The following is a 14,625-nucleotide window of genomic DNA, read 5'->3' as shown; positions in this document are numbered from 1 at the left end:
CCGGGGTTGAGGGTCACTCGCCTCGAACTGGATTTATGTAACAACGCCGAGCGCGAGGACATCTCCCCCACCCATTGCATAGCGTGCATGCAGAAACTGCTGTGTATCCTTGCTTGAGGAGTACAGATCTTTCGACGTCCCCCCGTTTTCAGTAGCACAAGGCTTTGGAGTCCGAGGTTAATTTAACTGCTTTTGCATCAGCCTCTGGGCATAGGCTGTGGGCGTGAGTCCACCAAGCGATCTCTTGGGCCGCTCTTCGTTGTATTCCCGGCGCCAAGCTTCCACGATTACCCGGGCATGTGCCAGACTGGTGAACCAATGTTCGTTCAAGCATTCATCCCTAAAGCGCCCGTTGAATGATTCGATGTGGGCGTTCTGGTTGGGCTTGCCCAGTTCGATCAGAAACAGCTGAACGCCCCTGGCGTGGGCCCAGTTCAGCATGGCTCGACCGCAGAACTCCTTGCCGTTGTCAGTTCGGATCGCCTTGGGTAGCCCCCTTGTCCTGGCGAGTTGCTCCAGGATGCGCACCAGTTGGTTGCCACCCAGGGCCCGCTCCGGCACGATGGCCACAGCCTCATGGGTTGCGTCATCCACTACCGTGAGGTTTTTGATGCTGCGTCCTTCCGCTGTGCGGTCAAAGACAAAGTCCATGGACCACACCTGGTTGGCAACTGTCGGGCGTACCAAAGGGTGGCGCTCCGATATCGGGATCTTCTTGCGCCTGCGCTTTTTGATCTGAAGACCGGCTTGGGCATACAGACGATCCACCCGCTTGTGATTCACGATCTCTCCGGCTTGGCGCAGCTTCAGATAGATCATGCCGGCCCCGTAGCGACGATGACGCTGTGCCAGAGCGATGATCTTCTCCTTCAAGGCACAGTTGTGGTCGCAGGCTGGTTTGTAGCGCAGGGCACTGGCGCTCATGCCGATGACACGCAGCGAACGACGCTCGCTCAGTCCACGGCTGACCATGTGACGCACCAACTCGCGCCGTGCGGGTGCGCTCACCACTTTTTTCTCAAGGCTTCTTTCGTCACCTCGTTCTCAAGCAGGGCTTCGGCCAGCAGCCGTTTGAGCCGTCCGTTTTCGGCTTCCAGCTCCTTCAGACGTTTGGCATCGGACACGCTCATACCGCCAAACTTGCTGCGCCAGAGGTAATAGCTGGCCTCGGAGAAGCCGTGCCGCCGGCACAGCTCGGCCACCGGTAAGCCCGATTCGGCTTCCCGCAGGAAGCCAATGATCTGTTCTTCCGTAAATCTCTTCTTCACGTCCAATCTCCTGTTGCATGGGATTGGACTCCAAGCTCACCTGCTACTCAATTCCGGGGAGACGTCGCTTTGATCAACTGCAGTAGCTCAGTTTTTTCTATGCCAACGAGCTGAGCCTTTAGGTCACTCCAGCTCGTTTTTTTCTTTGTCGTCATTTCTTTTTGAAGAAGGTTACTTAGAGTTCTTCAACAAGATCGCTTTGCTGTAAGCCGTAAAGTCGCCTAAATGCTTGGTGATCACGGCCTCCACAATCGGTAGCTGCAGCGCTTGGTAGTCATGCACAGCGATATTGCGAAAGCCCACCATTTTTTGCATGCGTGTGGCTAAGTCGCTCTCAATCCAACCCGCTTGAGCCAGCAAGGTGAATACGTCACGCGAGCTCTGTGGGATGCCAAGCCTTTCGCGGCGAATCAAGTGCTGCCCCATGTCCAGCGCGGCTTCACACGCCCGCTGAACGTTCAAGATGGCGGCATCCTGGCGTGTGTGGTCCGACGCAAACGTGGTTGGTGATTTCTCGTACTCTTCTTTGGCACGTATCACGCAGCGCTCAATGGCCGCAGCCTTGTTAATCAGTACGTCATCGACCATAGACTGTTCCTGTTGTTTGAATGTCTTTCAACAAATCTGCGCGCGCCTCATCCAACGCAGTTTTTTGACTAAGGATGAAGCTTTCATAGAGTGCTGCTTGGCTGTCTTTTGACCATAAACGCGTACCGGTGGTGATGATGCGGTATTGCATGACCGTGGATGCTGCTCTTAGGTCTAACAAGTCAACATCACACTTCACCAAGTTAGCCAAAGTGCTAGATAACTCCCACAGTGCCTCTGCCGGTAGACCCTCATCCATCAAGAGCGCAATATCTAAATCACTATCTGCCGTTGCATGACCTGTGACCTGACTGCCAAAAACATACACAGCAGACAAGCTAGAAATTGCTTCTTGAAGATGATCGACGATGCCTTGATAGTTCATGAGGGATTTTGATTTATACGCATTGGTCTTGATTTTTTCACCGAATACACCGTACTTGCTCGCGTTAACCCCTTGAGGCATCAGCTCTTGGCCGCAAGAAGCTTGAGAGCGTACGTTGAGGGACCTTCTTGAGATCGTCTTCCGTTGAAGCCACGCCCACTACAAATGTTGCCCAAGCATTCATCAACTCACGGCGCTGCTCCAACAAGTCAGTACGGTGGTAAGCCGCTTCAACCTTGTCTTTGATCGTGTGCGCTAACGAACGCTCAGCCAGATCTCTAGAGTAACCGTGCTCACTGCACCAGTCACGGAAGCTCGAACGAAAGCCATGGGCAGTTGCCACGCGCCCAGGCACATCGCTTTCAACATTCAACCTGCGCAACAGCGAGGTGATAGCCATATCTGAAAGCTCTCCCCGCACTCTTACCGAAGGGAAAACCAAGCTTTCATGTTGACCCCGTTGCTGCTGAAGAATTTCCATAGTTCTTGGAGACAGCGGCACACGATGGGTCAGCTTGGCCTTCATACGCTCAGCTGGCACGGTCCAAACTGCATTTTTCCAGTCTACCTCGGACCACGTCATGCCCCGTGCTTCGCCTGAACGGCAGGCCGTCAAAATTACAAACTCAAGCAACTGCCGGGTTACATCGACACGCCCTTTTGTACGTAAGTTCTTCTGTACGAAAGCAGGGATCAGCCCCCAAGGCATTGCTGGGTGATGCTGCGTACGTACAGCTTTTCCTGGCTGCTGTGGCAGAAGATGGGTAACTACGTCCACAGGGTTCGATTGACAGTGCCCATGCGCCCACCCCCAAGCCATCACCGTATGGATTCTTTGCTTGACGCGACTCGCCGTCTCCGCCTTTTCAAGCCAAATGGGCTTGAGCGCATCCGCCACATCTGCAGGCTGAATCTCAGCCAGTAGCTTTGCACCCAACTTGGGAAAAACGTATTCAGTCAGGGTATTGATCCATTGCTGCCCATGCTTTGGATTTTTCCAGCCTGGTAGCAAGTCTTTGTGCAAGATCTCGGCGGCTTCTTGAAATGTTGGAGCCTTTACAGCTTCTTCTTCCAACGCTTTCTCAGCTAGAGGATCTTTCCCCTCTGCCAGCGTCACCCTCATGGCAGTAGCGCGCTTCGCGACCTCTGCGATACCAATTTCTGGATACGAGCCCAAGCCTGCATTTCTACGCTTGCCGTTCACCGGGCTAACGTAGCGCAGCACCCATTTACCCCTGCCTTTGGTTTTAGTTGGATGCAGTGCCAATCCCGTCACTCCGCCGTGTGGAATTGCTGCACTATCAGGTTTGATGTTTCGAGCTTTTGCGTCTGTGATGACAGCCATTTGAGACCTCTATCGGTATGCCATTCAGTATGCCATCGGTATGCCATCTGGTATGCCATTTCGCATTAGATAGAGTTGGACAACTTAAGTCAAAACAAAACAAATATCTTTTACTATCAATGACTTAGAAATGAAAAATAAGAAGAAAAAAGATCTAGTTGGACGGATATTTGGCGGACACAGCCTCCGCCAGGACATCGACGCACACAACGTCAAATCGCTTCAAAACCCGCTTCTCTCATAGGGAAGCGGGTTTTCTCTTTGTCGCAAGTAATCGCACCACGCCTCAGGACAACCCAGCTTTTTGTTGGTACTTTCGTTGGTAGCTCAACCAGAGCCAAAATCAGGTACCAACAATCAGGACTCGCGGGGCCACATGGCACTGACCGATACGTTCATCAAGAACACCAAGCACAGCGGCAAAGCAGCTGGCGACAAGCACAGTGATGGTGACCTGCACGTCAAAGCGAGCGGGCAAGTATTGGCGGTTGGCCTATCGCCTCGAGGGCAAGCAAAAGACACTGGCGCTCGGCGTGTATCCCGCCATCACCCTCGCCCAAGCCCGCCGTGGCCGTGACGATGCCCGCGCCCTGCTGGCGCAAGGCATAGATCCCAGCCAGAACAAGCAGCGCCTCAAGGAAGACAAAGCGGTGGCAGCACTCAACACCGTGGAAGCGATGTACCGCGCTTATCTGGCGAACAAGCGGCCCGGCTGGTCAACGACACACTACGACCGCGAAGCCCGAAGCCTGGAGAAAGACCTGTACCCCTTTCTTGGGCAGCGTGTGATCGGAGAAGTCGAGCCGACTGAATTGCTGAAAGCATGTGAGCGCGTACGAGACCGCGACGCAGTGGAAAGCGCACATCGGCTGCTCACCACGGCATCAGGAGTCTGGCAATACGCAATCGCCAGAAGCTGCGCCACACGGGACATTGCCCAGGACATCAAGAAAGCCCTCAAACCGCGCCAGAAGGGCCATTTCCCAGCCATCACCGATCCAGGCAAGCTGGGCGAACTGCTTGATGCGACTCATCGTATCCAGAACACCAGCAATTTCAGCCACCGCGCCTGCCAAGTTAAAGCGAATGCAATGCTCAACGCGGCACCAGCCAAGGTCATGAACCACACCAGCACAGCCATTGAGGCGTGATCGGCCTGTAAGCACAGCAACTGAAGCCACCAAGCCCGCGCAGCGATAGGACTGTTCTGCGTGATGCTGAGACAGGTCCACATGCCTGCTCCCAGTGCACATCCATCGCCAAGGCCAGCCAGCACAGACCAACGAAGTTGGTCAAGACAGCCAGTAAGAGCATGAGAGATTCAGGCACGGGCACGCCCCCCTGCGGTCGACACGCTTGTCTGGTGGGCTGCTGTCATGGTGGTTGCTACCGCACGACGACCGAGCTTGCGTGCGACCGTCATCGCGATCGCTGAGCTTGCAAGCATGAACAGATCGGTGCCTGCCACCGGCCAATAGCCTTCGCTGACTGTGCGCAGTAGATGGTGCCCTGTCGTGACCCAGTTCAACAGTACGGCAGTCACCGCCAAGAAAGCTACTCCCCAACACTGTTCAATCCAGGCCGGGGCCATCCGGGCCTCGGCTACTGAGGCAGTCCGCAAGATGCCGTGCACGAAGGCCAGCATCCAGACTACCCAGAAGATGTACTGCTCCATATCGCCTTTGCCAGGCCAGCCCGAGGGCATCGTGCCGGGCAGCAGGCGATTGCTGATCAGCATGGCTAGCGTAGCGATGAGCATGCCGGTCACCGTGGACACGGCGAAAGCGTCCACCCAGCGGGCGCCACTCTGACCTTGCTTGGCATGCTGACGCTTGCGTTTTTCCACGAAAAAAACGAAACCGGTAGCGATGCACACACATCCCAGGAGGCCACCGAGCACGTACAACCAGCGCAGCAACCAATGGCGAAAGTGCTGCAGGTGCAGTCCGGTAAGGAAGGTGTTGATACTCGCCACAGACGTAAGCGGAGGGTCTTCGCGCAGCACCTCGCCTGTCGAGGCCTTGAAATGAATACCTTCTCCAGTGAGCGCAATGCGGTCGGTGCCGGCGCGATACACGCTCACGTAGCTGTTGGCGTCGCCCACGTGTCGCATACCTAGGAAGCCTACGTCGCCCGCCATCCCCTTGGCCGCCCATCGGCGCTGCGCTTCCACCACCATCGCATCGACAGAGGCCAGTTGTGCGTACTCACCGGCACGGTCATGAGGCAGGCCGGTCTCCAGCGCTTCCTGCTTCTCGTGCAGCTCGTGTAGAGGCTCGAGTTGGGTGTGGGTGACAGGGAAGTAGATACCGCCGAAGATCACCAGCCCCGAGAAGGCGAAGATGAAGTGAAACGGCAGCGCGATCACGCCCGTGAGGTTGTGCAAATCCAGCGCGCTGCGCTGGATTTGCTTCTTCGGGCGGAAGGTGAAGAATTCGCGAAAGATCTTGCGGTGCATAACCACCCCGCTGACCAATGCCACGAGCATGATCAGCGCGGCGAATCCCACGATCCAAGTCCCCAGATTCAACCAGTGAAGGTTGAGGCTGTAGTGAAGGGGGTAAAAGAAGCGGCTTCCGATCTTCAGGTGATCGTCGGGCAAGGACTCCCCTGTACGGGGATCGATGGTTCGTGCTCCAAAGACTGCATCTTCCGGGTGATCTTGCCCCCGTAGTTCCGGACACCGTCCAGTCGCTAAGCTAGCCCTGATGGGCGGGGTGATTCTGCCGTCGTCGGAACTCCCTGGGCGACATCATCTTCAAACTCGAATGCGGGTGGATTTCGTTGAAGTGCTCGAACGCACCCGGCAATTGCGCCAGCACCGTTGGCGCGTCACGCAGGTCCATACGGCTCAGGTAGTCGCGCTTGAAGGTGTTCACGAAGCTCTCGGCCATGCCGTTGCTCTGCGGGCTACACACGGGGCGTGTTGGTCGGCTTCAGGTCCAGCGATCTAGCAATGCCACGCGTCTCGTGCGCGATGTAGGCGCTCATACGGGGATTGACCTCGCTTATACGGTAACTGGGACTTCTTGCCAGGTGCCTCCGCATCACCTTTTTTAAAGGTTAACTTTGGCCTCGTCAGGGTTGGCTATATACAGCTTGCTTTTGTCGCTCATAACAGCCTCCTTTCGACGGCTCCGTCTGTTACCTTGCAGGGAAATACCTTGTAGTCCATTCGAGGGGGCGGGTTAGCTTGGGTCAGCGAGGATTCAACTTGTATCTATGCAAGCGCCCAGCTAGGGCATTCGCCCTAGCCGTCGGACTATGAGTCAACTAGCTGGATAGCCCCAGCTGGCAACGCAGTGAACCTCAAAAAATTCGAAGCAGAAGCCACGCTTATCACGCATAGCTCGATAGCGCCCCGTAGCCTAGCGTCACACTTCATTTCGAAAAGCCCGAGCTTTGACTACAACTCATGGCACCGCTTGCGCGTACTCTGAACGGGAACCAGTTCATAAGGAGCCCTCATGATATTTCGTAAAGCAAATGCTACAAATCTACCAAGTGATGTAAGCAGGCTACTTGATGATTTGCGAGAGGTACTTTCACCGAATGCAGCCCCAGCGGTATCCATGTTCACTCACACTGCGGCGTCGACGCTTGCAAAAGTACGCACAGCGTCCTCTAACGCCATTGAGCAATCGAAAGCCATAGTACTGTCCACCGATTCATATGTACACGAATCCCCTTGGCGAGTGGCCGGCGGAGCCTTAGCACTCGGCGCAGTAATCGGATTTACGCTGAGTAGGCGGTAATTCCCTGCAGGGAGTCATTCATCTCGCCATCAAGCTCTCCGAGCTGGCAGATTTATGGAGGCTATTATGAATACAGCATCTAGCGTCATTTCATCGTCCAAAGTTGACGGAACGATCGTATACAGCCCTACCGGAGAAAAGCTGGGTTCAATTGCTTCATTGATGATCGACAAACTATCTGGGAAGGTTCGTTATGCGGTCATGGAGTTCGGTGGCTTCCTCGGCATGGGTACCGACCAATATCCTCTTCCGTGGAATTCTCTCAAATATGAAAAGAACCTTGGAGGCTACATGGTGTCACTTGAAACAGGGCAGCTTGAGAGTGCTCCTAAATACGCAAAAAATGCAGCACCGGAATATACGGACGAGTACGGCCGCCATATATACGACTACTATAGGGTTCCTTGGAACTAGATAAGTCTTTTCAATCGACGTAATGATTCGCCGCTTCCAGGTACGCGGTTTCTGTAATAGATTGTGATAAACGAAAATTGCTCTTGGCAGCACGCTGGCCATCGAACGCAAAGCTCAAAAAATAAGGCGATAAGAAAAAGATCCTCCAGATCTCAAACAGATAAAGCTGACTCAGAGTTCGATGCGACTCTTGCGAATATTTCTTTGGGCTGTCACGCAGCGGTGAGACCAGTGCAGCCGATTAAATGAGGTAAAAATACAGAAAATTTCACAGTTACGTTATCGCCCGACAGCTGTAATCCAATTGACTAACGAGGCAAGGAGCTGTTTCCACCAGATCCACTGAGTCACAAACAGCCCAATAAGTGAACAGGTAGCTACTGAAATTGACCACGGCTAGCTACATACAGAGCATCCAGATCATTCGAGATCTGGACATTTGAGCCGGTGACAGACGCTAAGGGAATTTTTATATTCGCTGCGTCCCTCCAAGAAAAGGAAGTAGCAATCATGAATCAACCACACATTCCTCCCTCTCTGCCTGAAGATGAAGACATGGATCCCGTAGGTGAGCCGTATCCTAATCAAAAGCAGATACCTTCTAGCAATGAAGATGAACCCAAACATTCATCTCCGCCTCCTGATACCGAGGTCAATATACCTCCTGGCTCTGAAAATAAATCTAAGCTGCCGGCACTTTTGATGCGTTAGCGCAAGCCATTCTGCGCTGAAAGTCTATGGCTCAATTTTTCATTTCCGGCACTCGGCCTCTTCGCGACCCGTAAAACACACTGAAATCTAGCTTTGGTGGGCTGCTTTCTCGAGACTGACGGAAGAACATTCGCCATGGGGCTTCCCCGGAGGCCGGCCATCGACATGGCATTTCGGTACATCAAATCGATCAGCCTCAACATCGCCTTGACCTGCTTCAAAGCTCGCAGATGCATTGCAGCTGAGTGGGGCATTGGAGCAACAGCAAGCGCGTCACAGTGATGAGATTCGGATGGAACCACAGATTACCTATCCCTGCGGTTGTTTAAGCACTCGCCGAGTACACACACACTTGTTCAGAAATGCTGCTGCATAACTTCTGAAGCAGTGCCCAAGCTTTCTATTATGGCTTTAGCGATGGGCAAAATGGGATTATGGATTCTCGTATCGATGTTTCCAATAGAGCCCGTGCTACAGGACTTACAGAGCAGCTAACTACCGCGCAATTAGCTGCTGCGCGTGATCATCTGCCAAGCAGAAATTACAGCACACTCCCCGCGTTTGCCGCTCCAAGTGGCAAGCCAAGACATACAGTTGCTGCAAAGCAGAAGAGCCTTATTTCGCCAAGCCTCGCGGCAACAGGCGGTTGTACTCATCTCTAACAACCTGGTAGCACTCGCACACCCGTTGCTCAAGGCCCTGTCTATTCAACACGGTGATATGACCACGCGCGTAACGGATCAGGCCCGCGCGCTGGAGCTTCAGCGCCCCTTCAGTGACGCCTTCACGCCTGACGCCAAGCATGTTGGCGATCAATTCTTGCGTCATGACCAACTCACTCCCGTTCAGCCGATCTAAGCTGAGCAAAAGCCAGCGGCACAATTGCTGATCAAGGGAATGGTGGCGGTTGCACACCGCAGTCTGAGCCATCTGGGTGATCAACGCCTGAATGTAGCGCAGCATGAGATGGAGCACAGGCCCCGAGCGGCCAAATTCCTCCTTGATGACTTGCGCACGCATGCGCAGCCCCTTGCCAGCGCTTTGAACGACTGCTCTGCTGGTGGTGGACTCTCCCCCCATGACGATGGCAATCCCCACCACTCCATCGTTGCCCACGACTGCAATTTCCGCAGAGCCGCCATTCTCCAGCACGTACAACAGCGACACGATGGCGTCGATAGGAAAATAAACGTGGCTCATGCGAATACCCGATTCGTACAGCACTTGCCCGAGGGCCAAGTCAACCGGCTCCAGCTCGCACTGCCAGCGCCTCCACTCTGGATCCGGTAAGGCTGCAAGAAGGCGGTTGTGCTGGTATAGGGGGAATCGTTCCACGATGACTTCTCCACGGCAACCTGCCTGCGTTGCGGAAAGCATTCTGCTCAAGACGGCATTGCTGAAAAACCAACCGTTCCGTTGCCAGCACATGAGCGAAATCAAGTTCGCGCGATAGATGCGCGTCCCGTATGGTGCCGGCAAACTTGCATTGCTACAAGCCCAGTGTGCGATACCGAACAGTCACCCGTCTGGGCTGCACTCACACTCCGAACAGGTCCTTCGCTACATGGCATTGCCCGCCTTCATCGCAAATCTCCACATATGACAGGGATTGAGATTCCTCCTACCTCATGAATTTGCCTGTCAACGCTCTGATCCTTCAACTGCCTCGCGCGGCGCGCCACCGGCTACTGGATAAATGCGAGCTCTTCGAGCTGGACACGCCGCATGAACTGGGCGGACAGGGGTGGCCGCTCAGCCATGCCTACTTCCCCAACCAAGGCTTCTTTTCGCTGGTCGCAGACATCGATCAACATCGATGTTTGGCGATCGGAATGGCAGGCTCCGAGACGGTGCTGGGGGGAGACCTGATTCTCGGAGCGACCAGGCCTGCCTTGAGGGCCTTGGTGCAGCAGCCTTGCTCTGGCTGGTGCATCAGCGCTGCGGATTTGCGCCAGCAAAGTACCACCAGCCCAGCTCTGGAGAGATTGCTGCAGGCCAGTTTGCTGGTTCAACTGCACCAGCAGGCGCTTGCCGCCGCTTGCCAGCGATACCACCTCCTTGCCCCTCGCCTTGCGCGCTGGATATTGATGAGCCGCGACCGATCCTTTTCCGCAGGGAGCTTCCACGCCTCACAGCAATCCATGGCACAGATGCTGGGTGTCCGGCGGGTTAGCGTCACCAATGCTGCCAGCCAGTTCCAGGCAGAAGGCCTGATTACGTATCACCGGGGCGAGCTGACGGTCCGAAATCGCAAAGCCCTGGAGGCGAGAGCCTGCAGTTGCTACGCAACCGACAAGCGCATCTACGCCCAGATCATTGGAACGGCGCCAGGGCGCCGGTAGGTGCAGGTCGCCTGCCTAGATCATCGTCTGTCTGCCACCGCACAAATGTGCAGACGCCCATCACATATGCGCATGTGTATGCCAGCGCACAGACCCGTTGGGAAGGCGGGCTTCCAATGGGTACAGAAAAAGAATCGTCACATGTACATCGTCACTGTCTCCGTTGCCCTTGCCATGGCGGCTATCGGCGCGACTGTCTAATCCCTGGACAGCATCGGTCTTGGCATTTTGCTGATCGTATGCGCCGCCTTGGTTTCGCAAACAGCGCCCTTGTCCAGCATCTGGTGGCGGAATGCTGGCCGCAGATATGGCAGGGACCAGAGTCCGGCCACACGGACTGCCGCAATGGACAATGACGTCCTGAAGAACGCCGTATTCGAAGTCGAGAAACGCAGCATGGACACCCGCAGCTTCCTCAAGCACATCCAGACAGGCTTGGCATAAACGGGATGCACAAGACCCGCCCATCGGAGCTCCAATGACATGTATGTCCACCCCTCTTGGAAACGGGGCGCAACCAACGGACCAAACAACTTACCTCAAGGAGTAAATCATGAGCCTAAGTACCATTTTGCTAGTCGTCCTGATCCTTGTATTGATTGGAGCGCTCCCCGCTTGGCCGCACAGCCGAAGCTGGGGCTACTTCCCGAGCGGCCTAGTTGGCTTGGCCGTGGTGGTGTTGGTCATTCTGCTCCTGATGGGACGCCTCTGAATCATCCTAGGGCGCCATGTAGCGCTTCATCAATGGGAGTACCGTGATGCCATGCACGATGATTGAGGTGGCCACGGTCCACAATGTCAGGCTCACCAAGGTTGCGGCAGTGGCCGGATCAACGCCATGCCGCAATGCCAACAGCATGTAGAAGATGGAGCCGATACCCCGTATTCCAAACCAGCCGATCATGGCCCGTAGCCTCCAATCCGTATGCATACCCCATACGGCAGGCAGCGTGGACAGCGGCCTGAGGACCAGCAGAACCATTGGGACGAACCACCAAACGGGGGCCATCGGTTTGGCGTAAGGCAGCATGGCACCTACCATCAGCACGAGAGCCAGTTCAGCAAGCCGCTCCAGCTGTTCGTTGAATCCATGGACGGAATCCTGCATATCACTAGCGTGGTGCTTCGCACCTGCCATTCTGACTTTCGGGGGCGCGCGCGTTTCTTCCCCCGTCACCGCCCAGGGCAGTTCGCGCACGCGCTGCAGCGCAAGGCCTGCGGCGAATACGGCCAGAAATCCCGAAGCCAGGCTCAATTGAGCTGTACCGTAGGCCATCCCGATAAGCCCGATACCCAGAAACTCGTTCAAGCCGGCGGCTTCCTTATGACGGCTGCGCAGATAGACGACGAGTCTGCCCGTGCCTGCTCCCAGCGCCGCGCCGATCGAAAGCCCCGCTGCCATCGACCACAGGAACTCCATGGTCCACCAATGCAGCATGCGTTCCCCCAGAGGGTGCAGGCCCAGTAGCCCAAGCCCCAGCATAACCATGGGGTATGAGGTGCCATCATTGAGCCCTCCTTCGCCGGCTAGGCTAAAACCCAACCGGTCCGGACTCGTCCCAGGCTGCGACTGGACACCCGAAGCGAGCACCGGATCCGTGGGCGCCAGGATGGCGCCCAGAAGCAACGCAGAGCCCAACGACAGACCCAGGAACCAGACACCTATGGCAGCGACCATCGCCACCATGGCGACCATCGAGAAGACGGCAAGGCGCAGCGGCAGCCACCAGCGGGGATCCCGCACTGGCACGCCCAGTTGCATCCCCACGGAAAACAGCGATATGAGCACCGCAATCTCCGACAAGCGCTCCAGCAACGGGGCGTACAGGAATGGATCCGGCCTCAGCACGCTCAATGCAGAGGGCCCCAGCAACCAGCCCAGTGCCAGATAAACCATGGCATTGCTCAGCGGCAGCCGCCCAAGGAAGGTGCTCGACAGTACCATCGCAATGAGCAGCACGCCCATGAAGAGAGACCATGCAGGCAACGACATGGCACCTAAGGCGTATGTAAGTTGTCATCGCTGAACCGGAAGCGGCTGCGCGTTCGTTTGGCATGGTACATGGCCCTGTCTGCCTCCGCGACCATCTGCTCTGCCGATGCAGGCCATGCATCAGCCACCACAATGCCTATGCTGGCCTGAACCTGGAGCTTCTGGCCATTGCAGTGAATGGGTTGCTCTATCTCCGCACACAGCGTGCCCGCCAGGATGCATAGCTGCTGCAATGTGGGAGACGGGTCCAGCAAGCATGCAAACTCATCGCCGCCCAGCCGGCTAACGAGATCGCCATGCCTCAAGGCAGCTCGCATGCGATGCGATACAACCTTGAGCACTTCGTCCCCGGTGGAATGTCCATGGGAGTCATTGATACCTTTAAACCCATCCAGATCCAGGTACAGCAGCGCCATGGTCCTTGGCCTGCACCTGCCGCCACCACCGATGGAATCTGCGAGCCGATCGAGGAACAAAAGCCGGTTCGGTAATGAAGTGAGATGGTCGTGGGTCGCCAGATGGAACGCGCGCCGCTCCCCCTCCTTCGTTCTGTCAAGGTCGGAATACATTTGATCCAGTGCGAACCGGGCCTGGAGTAACTCGTCTTGAAGGCGCGCGCACTTGTACAGCGCCGCCTGCAAGCTGACTTGAAGACAACGGACCGCATGACTGTCCGACAAGGCATCCGGCCAGAACGAAGGCACCGAAATGCCATGATCCGCATGGTCCGGTTTCGAAGAGTGATCCATGCTCTCCTGGAGCAGAGCGAAAAATTGGCGGGCAGCTTGAGCGCTGGAGTGCATGGAAAACCTTTGAGCCATTGGGGGTGTTCCTCGTAGAGCACTTTCGTGCATGGGCGATGGACGTAAATCCTAGGCCCGGATCCCGGAGGTATCCGTGCGGTATCGAACATAGCGCGCAACGGAGGCAATGCGCGCCTCACTATGCTCGCGGCCATGTCCGGCCATGGGGCTTGAGAGAGCTCCGGGCAATAGGCGGCTGAAATGTGACGATAGGCGCGTGCGGTCGGGCCGATGCCCATTGCGCAACGCGGTCAATCGCCTCATGGTCATTGGCGATGACCAGCGCGGCCCTCTCCGCGTCGCGCAAACGCCAGAAGATGATGGCGTCGACATTGACCGGAACCGTGTCGACGGTCAGCGCCTGCTCGGCATTGAAAGCTGTGGTTTGAAGGCGCACGTCAATCACCGCCGCCACGCTGTCAAGGATGGGGCTGATGGAGAATAGACCTGCACCCTAACGGCTCTGCAGCCGGCCCATTCTCAAGACGACAAACTGCTGCCAAACGTGGCCATATTCAGGGACATCGCGATGACAAAGGCCACGGCGAAGAAGATCAGTGCCCGTAGGGGTTGATCGAATAGCCCACCGTAACGCCTGCGAGCTCCAGAAATGAGGTGACGGGCTTCAGATCCATAGAGCTTCCATCGCACGTTAAAAGCGCCTTGCGCCGCCCCACAGGCCCTGTGATCGGCCTATCTCCTATCTTTGCCGACCTCATTGCCAATCACACCACCCACGGCAGCTCCGCCAATCGTGCCAATGGCGCTCCCCCCTGTAAGCACAGCGCCCCCGACAGCACCGGCGCCGGCACCGATGGCCATGTCCTTGTCCCGTCTGGACATATCGCCGCAAGCGCCCAAGCCCACCAGCGTGGCTACAACGAGGATTGCAGTAACAGTTAGCTTGATCGTTTTCATGGAAGTACCTCTTCTGATAAAGCATGGGAATCGGCCCATGCACACTTGGATGTCTCTGGATGGAGAAGCAGCCCGTTAGACACCATGACCGAGCCATTGCATC

Annotated in this window: 16 protein-coding genes and 2 pseudogenes; 6 read left to right on the top strand and 12 right to left on the bottom strand. The window is 55.9% G+C overall.

What is annotated here, in order from left to right; translation table 11 throughout:
• Window positions 1-177 precede the first annotated feature (177 nt).
• From FSY59_RS23765 to FSY59_RS23750, 4 genes are all read right to left on the bottom strand, one after another.
• Window positions 178-1,268 (bottom strand): IS3 family transposase gene (locus FSY59_RS23765; protein ID WP_370458247.1). Its coding sequence is split into 2 segments (ribosomal slippage): window positions 178-1,010 and window positions 1,010-1,268, totalling 1,092 coding nucleotides; the frame shifts between segments, so codons are not numbered across the junction.
• Between the two features lie 171 nt (window positions 1,269-1,439).
• Window positions 1,440-1,856: a DUF86 domain-containing protein gene (locus FSY59_RS23760; protein ID WP_043374689.1), complete on the bottom strand. Its 417-nt coding sequence runs from the start codon at window positions 1,854-1,856 to the stop codon at window positions 1,440-1,442.
• Window positions 1,846-2,241: a nucleotidyltransferase domain-containing protein gene (locus FSY59_RS23755; protein WP_034359854.1), complete on the bottom strand. Its 396-nt coding sequence runs from the start codon at window positions 2,239-2,241 to the stop codon at window positions 1,846-1,848. The genes FSY59_RS23760 and FSY59_RS23755 overlap by 11 nt, the downstream gene beginning before the upstream one ends.
• 64 nt (window positions 2,242-2,305) lie before the next feature.
• Window positions 2,306-3,586 carry a site-specific integrase gene (locus tag FSY59_RS23750; RefSeq protein ID WP_080731580.1) on the bottom strand — a complete coding sequence of 427 codons (1,281 nt, stop codon included), beginning with the start codon at window positions 3,584-3,586 and terminating at the stop codon, window positions 2,306-2,308.
• A gap of 389 nt (window positions 3,587-3,975) precedes the next feature.
• Here FSY59_RS23750 and FSY59_RS27785 point away from each other — a divergent pair, with 389 nt between their 5' ends.
• Entirely contained in the window at window positions 3,976-4,737 is a 762-nt protein-coding gene (locus FSY59_RS27785) for a tyrosine-type recombinase/integrase (RefSeq protein ID WP_370458246.1), read from the top strand.
• On the opposite strand, the gene FSY59_RS27955 is transcribed toward FSY59_RS27785, so the two are convergent.
• The 3 genes and pseudogenes from FSY59_RS27955 to FSY59_RS23730 all read right to left on the bottom strand — a co-directional run.
• Complete coding sequence (locus tag FSY59_RS27955; RefSeq protein WP_370458245.1) at window positions 4,703-4,843, bottom strand: hypothetical protein; 141 nt, start codon at window positions 4,841-4,843, stop codon at window positions 4,703-4,705. The genes FSY59_RS27785 and FSY59_RS27955 overlap by 35 nt on opposite strands.
• A 64-nt stretch (window positions 4,844-4,907) precedes the next feature.
• Window positions 4,908-6,242 (bottom strand): annotated as a pseudogene (locus FSY59_RS23735) (PepSY-associated TM helix domain-containing protein); the annotation flags it as partial.
• A gap of 43 nt (window positions 6,243-6,285) precedes the next feature.
• Window positions 6,286-6,574, bottom strand: a pseudogene (locus tag FSY59_RS23730) (integrase core domain-containing protein); the annotation flags it as partial.
• A 479-nt stretch (window positions 6,575-7,053) separates the two neighbouring features.
• Here FSY59_RS23730 and FSY59_RS27950 point away from each other — a divergent pair.
• From FSY59_RS27950 to FSY59_RS27445, 3 genes are all read left to right on the top strand, one after another.
• The gene (locus FSY59_RS27950; protein WP_080553854.1) at window positions 7,054-7,341 is read left to right on the top strand and encodes a YqjD family protein; all 288 of its coding nucleotides are present in this window, start codon (window positions 7,054-7,056) and stop codon (window positions 7,339-7,341) included.
• Window positions 7,342-7,407: 66 nt separating this feature from the next.
• Window positions 7,408-7,755 (top strand): PRC-barrel domain-containing protein, encoded by a 348-nt coding sequence (locus FSY59_RS23720; RefSeq protein WP_148729802.1) that lies wholly within the window; start codon window positions 7,408-7,410, stop codon window positions 7,753-7,755.
• Between the two features lie 510 nt (window positions 7,756-8,265).
• Window positions 8,266-8,466, top strand: coding sequence for a hypothetical protein (locus FSY59_RS27445; protein WP_187427970.1), 201 nt, complete (start codon window positions 8,266-8,268; stop codon window positions 8,464-8,466).
• A 615-nt stretch (window positions 8,467-9,081) separates the two neighbouring features.
• Here FSY59_RS27445 and FSY59_RS23710 read toward each other — a convergent pair.
• The gene (locus tag FSY59_RS23710) at window positions 9,082-9,894 is read right to left on the bottom strand and encodes a helix-turn-helix domain-containing protein (RefSeq protein WP_019042933.1); all 813 of its coding nucleotides are present in this window, start codon (window positions 9,892-9,894) and stop codon (window positions 9,082-9,084) included.
• 200 nt (window positions 9,895-10,094) lie between these two features.
• Between FSY59_RS23710 and FSY59_RS23705 the strand changes: the two genes are divergently transcribed.
• On the top strand, window positions 10,095-10,808 hold the full coding sequence (locus tag FSY59_RS23705; protein ID WP_003052252.1) for a Crp/Fnr family transcriptional regulator: 714 nt from the start codon (window positions 10,095-10,097) through the stop codon (window positions 10,806-10,808).
• A 553-nt stretch (window positions 10,809-11,361) separates the two neighbouring features.
• The gene (locus FSY59_RS23700) at window positions 11,362-11,520 is read left to right on the top strand and encodes a DUF3309 family protein (RefSeq protein WP_003052248.1); all 159 of its coding nucleotides are present in this window, start codon (window positions 11,362-11,364) and stop codon (window positions 11,518-11,520) included.
• A gap of 6 nt (window positions 11,521-11,526) precedes the next feature.
• Here FSY59_RS23700 and FSY59_RS23695 read toward each other — a convergent pair whose 3' ends face one another.
• The 4 genes from FSY59_RS23695 to FSY59_RS27570 all read right to left on the bottom strand — a co-directional run bounded on the left by FSY59_RS23695 (window position 11,527) and on the right by FSY59_RS27570 (window position 14,522).
• Window positions 11,527-12,774 carry a sodium:proton antiporter gene (locus FSY59_RS23695; protein ID WP_003052246.1) on the bottom strand — a complete coding sequence of 416 codons (1,248 nt, stop codon included), beginning with the start codon at window positions 12,772-12,774 and terminating at the stop codon, window positions 11,527-11,529.
• 32 nt (window positions 12,775-12,806) lie between these two features.
• Entirely contained in the window at window positions 12,807-13,550 is a 744-nt protein-coding gene (locus FSY59_RS23690; RefSeq protein ID WP_182312049.1) for a GGDEF domain-containing protein, read from the bottom strand.
• Between the two features lie 193 nt (window positions 13,551-13,743).
• The gene (locus tag FSY59_RS23685) at window positions 13,744-14,001 is read right to left on the bottom strand and encodes an SPFH domain-containing protein (protein ID WP_232536049.1); all 258 of its coding nucleotides are present in this window, start codon (window positions 13,999-14,001) and stop codon (window positions 13,744-13,746) included.
• Between the two features lie 296 nt (window positions 14,002-14,297).
• Complete coding sequence (locus FSY59_RS27570; protein ID WP_003052243.1) at window positions 14,298-14,522, bottom strand: glycine zipper 2TM domain-containing protein; 225 nt, start codon at window positions 14,520-14,522, stop codon at window positions 14,298-14,300.
• Between the last annotated feature and the right edge of the window lie 103 nt (window positions 14,523-14,625).

This window comes from Comamonas sp. Z3 (assembly GCF_008121565.1).
Taxonomy (GTDB): domain Bacteria; phylum Pseudomonadota; class Gammaproteobacteria; order Burkholderiales; family Burkholderiaceae_C; genus Comamonas; species Comamonas brasiliensis.
The sequence above is the reverse complement of the archived record's forward strand: the minus strand, read 5'-3'. Positions and strand labels throughout refer to the sequence as shown.